The sequence below is a fragment of the Streptomyces sp. S3(2020) genome, from assembly GCF_013044505.1.
Classification (GTDB): Bacteria; Actinomycetota; Actinomycetes; order Streptomycetales; family Streptomycetaceae; genus Streptomyces.
Genome location: NZ_JABERD010000132.1, coordinates 19,171 through 27,173 on the forward strand (window position 1 = coordinate 19,171; position 8,003 = coordinate 27,173).

Genomic DNA, 8,003 nt, shown 5'->3' on the forward strand with positions numbered 1-8,003 from the left:
GATGAAGCAACAGGGCGTGCACCCGGAGGGCGCGGAGAGCACCTCTGACGCTTCGTCGCGCCCGGACACCGGCGAGGAAGAGGCGACGGCGGAGTTCGAGGAGGAGACGCACAGCGACGAGGTCGAGGGCGACGAACCCCTCCTCCCCGCGCGCGTGCACCGTCCGTCGGACCTCATGCGGCTGCTCGTCGGCGTGCTGGCGGTGGTGATCCTGCTGGCGATCGCCGCGTTCGCGCACGGCACCACCTCGGGTCTCGAACAGGACATCAACAAGGGCACCGGACAGGCGCCCGACCTGCTCATCAAGATCGCCGGTCTGGCCTCCAGCATCGCGATCCTGCTGGTGCCGGTCGCCTTCGCGATCGAGCGGCTGATCAAGCGCGACGGGCTGCGTATCGCGGACGGTGTGCTCGCGGCGGTCCTGGCGCACGGAGTGACCCTCGCCACCGATCTATGGGTCGCCAAGGCCGCCCCTGACTCGATCCAGGAGGCGCTCACCCAGCCCTCCCCCGGTGACATCCACGCCCTCACCGACCCGGTGCACGGTTATCTCGCGCCGGTCATCGCGTACATGACGGCGGTCGGCATGTCGCGCCGGCCGCGGTGGCGCGCGGTGCTGTGGATCGTGCTGATGCTCGACGCCTTCTCGATGCTCGTCACCGGCTACACCACGCCGTTCTCGATCATCCTGACGGTGCTGATCGGCTGGACCGTGGCCTACGGCACGCTGTACGCGGTCGGCTCGCCCAACGTCCAGCCCACCGGGCGGACGTTGATGGCGGGTCTTCGGCACGTCGGCTTCCATCCGGTGAGCGCGGCCCGTGAGGAGGTCGCGGAGACGCCGGAGACCGGCGACCGCGGCCGACGCTACTTCGTCACCCTGGAGGACGGTCCGCCGCTGGACGTGACGGTCGTCGACCGGGAGCAGCAGGCACAGGGCTTCTTCTACCGCGCGTGGCGCAATCTGACCCTGCGCGGCTTCGCCACCCGCAGCAGCCTCCCGTCGCTGCGCCAGGCCCTGGAGCAGGAGGCCCTGCTCGCCTACGCGGCCATCGCGGCCGGCGCCAACGCCCCCAAACTCATCGCGACCTCCGAACTCGGCCCCGACGCCGTGATACTCGTCTACGAGCACACCGGCGGCCGCACCCTCGACTCGCTGCCGGACGAGGAGATCACCGACGACCTGCTCCGGGACACCTGGCACCAGGTGCGGGCCCTGCAGTCCCGGCGCATCGCCCACCGGCGCCTCGTGGGCGACGCGATTCTGGTGGATCGTTCCGGCACCGTGATCCTCACCGACCTGCGCGTCGGCGAGATCGCGGCCGGCGACCTGCTGCTGCGCATGGACATCTCCCAGCTGCTGGTGACGCTCGGCCTGCGAGTGGGCGCCGAGCGCGCGGTGGCCGCGGCGGTGAGCGTGCTCGGCCCCGACGCCGTGGCCGACTGTCTGCCGATGCTCCAGCCCATCGCCCTCAGCCGCTCCACGCGCGCGACGCTGCGCACACTGGCCCGCGAACGCGCCCAGCGAGAGCGCGACGCGATCCTGGAGGCGTCCCGGCAGGCCAAGCAGGCGAGGCTCGACGAGACGCACGACGACGCCAGGCCCGTACTCGAGAAGCCCGACAAGAAGGCCGTACGCGCGGAGGCGCGGGCCGAGAAGCGGGCCATCGACGAGGCGCTGGACGAGGCCCGCGAGGAGGATCTGCTCACCCAGATCCGCCATGCGGTCCTGCTGATCAGGCCGCAGGCGCCGGTCGAGCCGGCCCGTCTGGAGCGGGTGCGACCGCGCACGCTGATCAGCTTCATCGCCGGTGCCATCGGCGCGTACTTCCTGCTGACGCAGCTCACCCACATCGAGTTCGGCCCGCTCATCCAGAACGCCGAGTGGGGCTGGGTCGCCGCGGCCGTGCTGTTCTCGGCGGCGAGCTACTTCGCGGCGGCGATGTCGCTGCTGGGATTCGTGCCCGAGCGGGTGCCGTTCATGAGGACCGTGGGGGCGCAGGTCGCCGGGTCGTTCGTGAAGATCGTCGCGCCGGCCGCGGTGGGCGGTGTCGCCCTCAACACGCGCTTCCTGCAACGCCAGGGGGTGCGGCCCGGGCTCGCGGTGGCCAGTGTGGGCGCCTCGCAGCTGTTCGGGCTCGGCTGCCACATCCTGATGCTGCTGTCCTTCGGCTATCTGACCGGCACCGAGAAGACACCGTCGCTGTCGCCGTCCCGGACGGTCATCGCGGGTCTGCTGACGGTGGCGGTCCTCGTGCTCGTCGTCACCTCCGTGCCGTTCCTGCGGAAATTCGTCGTCACGCGCGTGCGGTCGCTCTTCGCGGGCGTCATCCCGCGCATGCTCGACGTGCTCCAGCGGCCGCAGAAGCTCCTCACCGGCATCGGCGGCATGCTCCTGCTGACCGCCTGCTTCGTGATGTGCCTGGACGCCTCGATCCGCGCCTTCGGCACCGAGGGCTCCTCGATCAGCATCGCCAGCGTCGCCGTCGTCTTCCTCGCTGGCAACGCGCTCGGCTCGGCGGCGCCGACACCCGGTGGTGTGGGCGCGGTGGAGGCGACCCTGACGGTCGGTCTCATCGCCGTCGGCCTGCCGAGCGAGGTCGCGGCGCCCTCCGTGCTGCTGTACCGGTTGCTGACCCTGTGGCTGCCGGTGCTGCCGGGCTGGCTGGCCTTCAACCACCTGTCCCGCAAGGGCGCGCTGTAGGTACGCGCGGGTGCCCGGTACGACGGCCACGCGCGCGTACCTCGTACGGCCCGTGCCCCGAGCGGCCTGAGACGCCCGACCGCAGGATGGGATCATGCCGAACCCTCCCCGCCTGCGCGCCGCTGCCCTGACCGTCTCCGCCGTCCTGCTGTCCACCCTGCTGGCGGGCTGCGGCGACGACTCCGAGGACCAGGACGTCACGGCTCAGAAGCTGAGTTGGAAGGACTGCCCGGCACCGAACGCGGCGGAGGGCGGTGGTGACGCCCCATCACCCCTGCCGAACGGCGACGAGTGGCAGTGCGCCACCCTGAAGGTGCCCCTCGACTGGGACAAGCCCGAGGGCGACAAGATCGGGCTGGCCCTGATCCGAGCCGAGGCGAGCGGCGACGAGAGCAAGCGGATCGGCTCCCTGATCTTCAACTTCGGCGGCCCCGGCGGCTCGGGCGTCACCACGCTGCCCGCCTTCGGCGAGGACTACGCAAAACTGCGCACCCGCTACGACCTGGTGAGCTTCGACCCGCGCGGGGTGGGCCGCAGCTCCCCCGTGGAGTGCCTCAACGACCTCCAGCTCGACGCGTACTTCCAGCAGGACGCGACCCCCGACGACCCGGCCGAACGCACCAAGTTCCTGGACGACACCAAGGAGTTCAACGCGGCCTGCGAGGACAACTCCGAGAAGGTGCTCCCCCATGTGCGCACCACCGACGCGGCCCGCGACATGGACCTGATGCGCCAGATCCTCGGCGACGGGCAGCTGCACTACTTCGGCATCTCCTACGGCACCGAACTCGGCGGCGTCTACGCCCATCTGTTCCCCGAGAAGGTGGGCCGCGCCGTCTTCGACGCGGTCGTCGACCCGACCGAGGACGCGGAGCAGGGCTCCCTCGGTCAGACCAAGGGCTTCCAGCTCGCGCTCGACAACTTCGCCGAGCACTGCGTGTCGCAGACCGAGGACTGCCCGATCGGCGACAGCGCACAGGACGTCAAGGCCCGTATCGCCAAGCTGCTGAAGGACCTCGACAGCGCGCCGATCCCCGGTCTCGGCCTGCGCAGTCTGACCCAGACCGCGGCGACCAGCGGCATCACCCAGTCGCTGTACTCGCAGGACTTCTGGGAGTACCTCACCGAGGGCCTTGAACAGGCGTACGACGGGGACGGCCGGGTGCTGATGCTGCTGGCCGACTCCATGAACGGGCGCAACGAGGACGGCGAGTACAGCAACCTCAGCGCGGCCAACATCGCCATCAACTGCGCCGACGACAAACCCCGTTACACCGAGGACTACGTGGTGAGGAAGCTGCCCGAGTTCCGGTCCGCCTCGCCGATCTTCGGTGACTACCTGGCGTGGGGGATGGTCAGCTGCGCCGACTGGGCGGTGGCGGGCGCGGCCGAGCACCCCGATGTGAGCGCGGCCGGCTCGGCGCCGATCCTCGTGATCGGCAACACCGGCGACCCGGCCACGCCGTACGAGGGGGCGCGGAAGATGGTGGACGCGCTGGGCGAGGGGGTGGGCGTGGAGCTGACGTACCGGGGGCAGGGGCACGGCGCGTACGACAGCAAGAACAAGTGTGTGCAGAGCGCGGTGGACGGCTATCTGCTGGACGGGAAGGTGCCGACGGCGGGGACGGTCTGCTCCTGACGCGAGGATTCCGGAAAATCAGCAGGTCAGAGCGTTATCCACAGGCATGCACAGCCGTGATGCGGGCCGCCTACCATGGCATGACCGCCATCCGCTGCACAGTGCGGACGGCCTGCAAGGGGGGACTGCGATGACGCGTTTCGTACGGTGGACGGCCCTGGCCGCCGCCGCGGCACTGCTGGTGGGGGGCTGTAGCGGCGGCTCGTCCGACGACGGCAAGAGCGACGAGGGGACGAACGCGGCCACTCCGTCGTCGAGTGCCTCCGACACCGAGGCGGCCGTCGCGCTGCCGTCCTCGCTGACCTCTCAGAAGCTCGACTGGGCGGGCTGCAAGGGCACGGCGGACTCCCCCGCGCCGAGCAGCGAATGGCAGTGCGCGACGCTCAAGGTGCCGCTGGACTGGGCGAAGCCGGAGGGCACGACGATCGGTCTGGCGCTGATCCGCGCCAAGTCCCGCGGCGACAAGAGCGAGCGCATCGGCTCGCTGCTGTTCAACTTCGGCGGCCCGGGCGGCTCGGGCGTGTCCATGATGCCGCTGTACGGTGCGACGGTCTCCACGCTCCGCGAGCGGTACGACCTGGTCAGCTGGGACCCGCGCGGGGTCTCCGCCAGCGAGGGCGTCCGCTGCCGCAGCGACAAGGAGATCCAGTCCGCCGAGAGCGTGGACGCGACGCCGGACACCGCTGCTGAGGAAGCGGCGTACTTCGAGGACGCCGCCACCTTCGGCAAGGGCTGCGAGAAGGCCGCCGGGACACTGCTGGCACATGTCTCGACCACGGACACCGCCCGCGACATGGACCTCATGCGCCAGGTGCTGGGCGACACGAAGATGCACTACTTCGGCATCTCCTACGGCACCGAACTCGGCGGCGTCTACGCCCATCTGTTCCCGAAGAACGTGGGGCGGCTGATCCTCGACGCGGTCGTCGACCCGAGCGCCGACACCGTGGGGCACGCGGAGAACCAGACCCGGGGCTTCCAGCGGGCCCTCGACGACTATCTGAAGTCGACCGGCCAGGACCCCGAGCAGGGCACGCGGAAGATCGCCGACCTGCTGAAGGAGCTCGACGCGAACCCGCTGCCGACCGGCTCCGACCGGAAGCTGACGCAGACGCTCGCGGTCACCGGCATCGTGCTCCCCCTGTACAGCAAGGCCAGCTGGCCCACCCTGACCAGTGCGCTGGAGGCCGCCGAGCAGGGCGACGGCTCGGAGCTGCTGACGCTCGCCGACGGCTACAACGAGCGTGACACCGAGGGGCACTACGGCACGACGACCCACTCGCAGCGGGTCATATCGTGCTTGGACGACAAGCAGCGGCCGACCGCCGAGGAGACGAAGAAGCTGCTGCCGACGTTCGAGAAGCTCTCGCCCGTCTTCGGTGCCTTCCTGGGCTGGGACACGGCCGGCTGGTGCCACGACTGGCCGGTGGCCGGACAGTGGGACACACCGGAGGTGAGCGCTCCCGGTGCGCCGCCGGTCCTCGTGGTCGGCAACACCGGCGACCCGGCGACGCCCTACGAGGGCGCCCGGAAGATGGCGGACGAGCTGGGCGAGGGCGTCGGTGTGGTGCTCACCTGGAAGGGCGAGGGGCACGGGGCGTACGGCAGCGGGAGCGACTGCGTCGACTCCACGGTGAACGCGTATCTGCTCAAGGGCACGGTGCCGAAGGACGGCAAGGTCTGCTCATGACGACGGCGGGGGTTCCACGCACCCGTGGCGCGTGGAACCCCCGCCGATCGCAACAGCTCCGGTCAGTACACCGGCTTGTCCGGCTCGATCTGGTGGACCCAGCCGATCACACCTCCGCCGACGTGCACGGCGTCCGCGAAGCCCGCGGACTTCAGCACGGCGAGGACTTCCGCACTGCGGACACCCGTCTTGCAGTGCAGGACGATCTTCTTGTCCTGCGGGAGGCCCTCCAGGGCGGTGCCCATGAGGAACTCGTTCTTCGGGATCAGCTTGGCGCCCGGGATGGAGACGATCTCGTACTCGTTGATCTCGCGGACGTCGATGATCTCGATGTTCTCGCCGTCGTCGATCCACTCCTTGAGCTGCTTGGGAGTGATCGTCGAGCCGGCGGCCGCCTCCTGGGCCTCCTCGGAGACGACGCCGCAGAAGGCCTCGTAGTCGATGAGCTCGGTGACGGTCGGGTTCTCGCCGCAGACCGCGCAGTTCGGGTCCTTGCGGACCTTGACCTGGCGGTACTGCATCTCCAGGGCGTCGTAGATCATCAGGCGGCCGACGAGCGGCTCGCCGATGCCCGCGAGGAGCTTGATGGCCTCGTTGACCTGGATGGAGCCGATGGACGCGCAGAGCACACCCAGGACGCCGCCCTCGGCGCAGGAGGGGACCATGCCCGGCGGCGGGGGCTCCGGGTACAGGCAGCGGTAGCACGGACCGTGCTCGGCCCAGAAGACCGAGGCCTGGCCGTCGAAGCGGTAGATCGAGCCCCACACGTACGGCTTGTTCAGCAGTACGGCCGCGTCGTTGACGAGGTAGCGGGTCGCGAAGTTGTCGGTGCCGTCGACGATCAGGTCGTACTGGCTGAAGATCTCCTTCACGTTCTCGGCCTCGAGCCGCTCTTCGTGGAGGATCACGTTCACGTACGGGTTGATGCCGAGGACGGAGTCACGCGCGGACTCGGCCTTGGAGCGGCCGATGTCGGCCTGGCTGTGGATGATCTGGCGCTGCAGGTTCGACTCGTCGACCTCGTCGAACTCCACGATGCCGAGCGTGCCCACGCCCGCCGCGGCCAGGTACATCAGCGCCGGCGAGCCCAGGCCGCCGGCGCCCACACAGAGCACCTTGGCGTTCTTCAGCCGCTTCTGCCCGTCCATCCCGACGTCGGGGATGATCAGGTGGCGGGAGTACCTGCGGACCTCGTCTACGGTGAGCTCGGAAGCGGGCTCGACCAGGGGTGGCAGCGACACGGGGACTCCGTTGGTCGGTCAATCACTACAGTTGTTCTCCCCGTAACACTGCCACGGCCTTCTTCATTCCGAGACACCCGTTCCGATCCGCGAGACGATTTCGTCCCAGTAACCGGGCATGGCCTCCCAGGGATCGGTGCTGCCGCCCCGGTCCGTGCGGTCCGTGAAGTAGATGGTGGAGGCGCCCTGCCAGCGGGCGATGCGCAGCGCCTCGTCGAGATGGCCGCCCGGCACGCCGTGGACGAGGTGGCAGAAGCGCTCGGGCGGGTGGTCGGCGGTCCATTCGGCCACCTGCGACCAGCGGTAGTCGCTCCACGGGCCGGAGAAGGTGACCAGCTGGTCGGCGCTCTCCGCGTAGCCGGGGTGTGGATGAGTGCCGTGGCCGAGGACGACGTGGGCGTCGTCGCGGATCGCGCGGAGCGTGGAGACCGTGCGGCGGATCTCGGGGAGCGCGGCGCGTTCGGTAGGGCAGCGGTCGAGGAGGAAGCCGTCGGCCTTGTACCAGTCGATGTAGCGGTGCGCGTCGGAGATCATCTCGCCGAAGCCGCGCGCCCCGTACGTCGCGTCGATGTGGCCGAGGACCCGGACGCCCGCGTTGCGCAGTCGGCCGGCCGCCTCCAGACAGTGCGGGTCGGGGCGGCTGCCGGGGCCGTCGGCGACGTTGAGGACGACCCAGTGCACGGGGGTGCCGGGGCGGGTGCGCGAGGGTGCGCCGGGGTGGGCGCCCAT

General features: G+C 70.0%; 5 protein-coding genes. 3 read left to right on the forward strand and 2 right to left on the reverse strand.

The window, feature by feature from the left end:
* Position 1: 1 nt before the first annotated feature.
* The 3 genes from HLK59_RS32720 (at position 2) to HLK59_RS32730 (ending at position 6,033) form a co-directional block, all read left to right on the forward strand.
* On the forward strand, positions 2-2,704 hold the full coding sequence (locus HLK59_RS32720; RefSeq protein WP_171145198.1) for a lysylphosphatidylglycerol synthase transmembrane domain-containing protein: 2,703 nt from the start codon (positions 2-4) through the stop codon (positions 2,702-2,704).
* A gap of 94 nt (positions 2,705-2,798) precedes the next feature.
* Entirely contained in the window at positions 2,799-4,343 is a 1,545-nt protein-coding gene (locus HLK59_RS32725; protein WP_171145199.1) for an alpha/beta hydrolase, read from the forward strand.
* Between the two features lie 130 nt (positions 4,344-4,473).
* Positions 4,474-6,033 carry an alpha/beta hydrolase gene (locus HLK59_RS32730; protein ID WP_171145200.1) on the forward strand — a complete coding sequence of 520 codons (1,560 nt, stop codon included), beginning with the start codon at positions 4,474-4,476 and terminating at the stop codon, positions 6,031-6,033.
* A gap of 62 nt (positions 6,034-6,095) precedes the next feature.
* Here the strand turns inward: HLK59_RS32730 and moeZ are convergent, their stop codons facing one another.
* Both moeZ and HLK59_RS32740 read right to left on the reverse strand, forming a co-directional pair.
* Positions 6,096-7,274, reverse strand: coding sequence for an adenylyltransferase/sulfurtransferase MoeZ (moeZ, locus tag HLK59_RS32735; protein WP_171145201.1), 1,179 nt, complete (start codon positions 7,272-7,274; stop codon positions 6,096-6,098).
* 63 nt (positions 7,275-7,337) lie between these two features.
* Positions 7,338-8,003: spherulation-specific family 4 protein (locus HLK59_RS32740; protein ID WP_171145202.1), on the reverse strand; the 666-nt coding region annotated here is incomplete at its 5' end.

Excerpts from the sequence above, each read along its gene's own strand:
- HLK59_RS32725 (WP_171145199.1), top strand. The coding sequence starts at position 2,799 with ATGCCGAACCCTCCCCGCCTGCGCGCCGCTGCCCTGACCGTCTCCGCC.
- HLK59_RS32730 (WP_171145200.1), top strand. The coding sequence starts at position 4,474 with ATGACGCGTTTCGTACGGTGGACGGCCCTGGCCGCCGCCGCGGCACTG.
- HLK59_RS32720 (WP_171145198.1), top strand. The coding sequence starts at position 2 with ATGAAGCAACAGGGCGTGCACCCGGAGGGCGCGGAGAGCACCTCTGAC.